The following is a 320-nucleotide window of genomic DNA, read 5'->3' on the forward strand; positions in this document are numbered from 1 at the left end:
GAACACGGAAGTTAAGCTCTTCAGCGCCGATGGTAGTTGGGGGTTTCCCCCTGTGAGAGTAGGACGTTGCCAGGTAATAGTTTTATTTTTAAGTATTATTATCGTCGCGGAGTGGAGCACGAAAGAATAAGCTTCACCGAATTAACATCAGCGTACCGATTGAGCTGCTCCTTGAATAAGCTTCCTGAGATCGGGACGGTCAGTATTAGGCAATATCCGGGAATATAGAACAACTAAATTTATTATTATCGTCGCGGGGTGGAGCAGTCTGGTAGCTCGTCGGGCTCATAACCCGAAGGTCGCAGGTTCAAATCCTGCCT

The 320-nt window shown here is 47.2% G+C and carries 1 tRNA gene; it reads left to right on the forward strand.

Annotated features, from left to right (window positions below):
* Positions 1 to 260: 260 nt before the first annotated feature.
* A tRNA-Met gene (locus tag Q1B07_RS26890) sits at positions 261 to 319 on the forward strand.
* Position 320 lies beyond the last annotated feature (1 nt).

Origin of the sequence: uncultured Metabacillus sp., assembly GCF_947503125.1 — a bacterium.
In the GTDB taxonomy this organism is placed as follows: Bacteria; Bacillota; Bacilli; order Bacillales; family Bacillaceae; genus Metabacillus.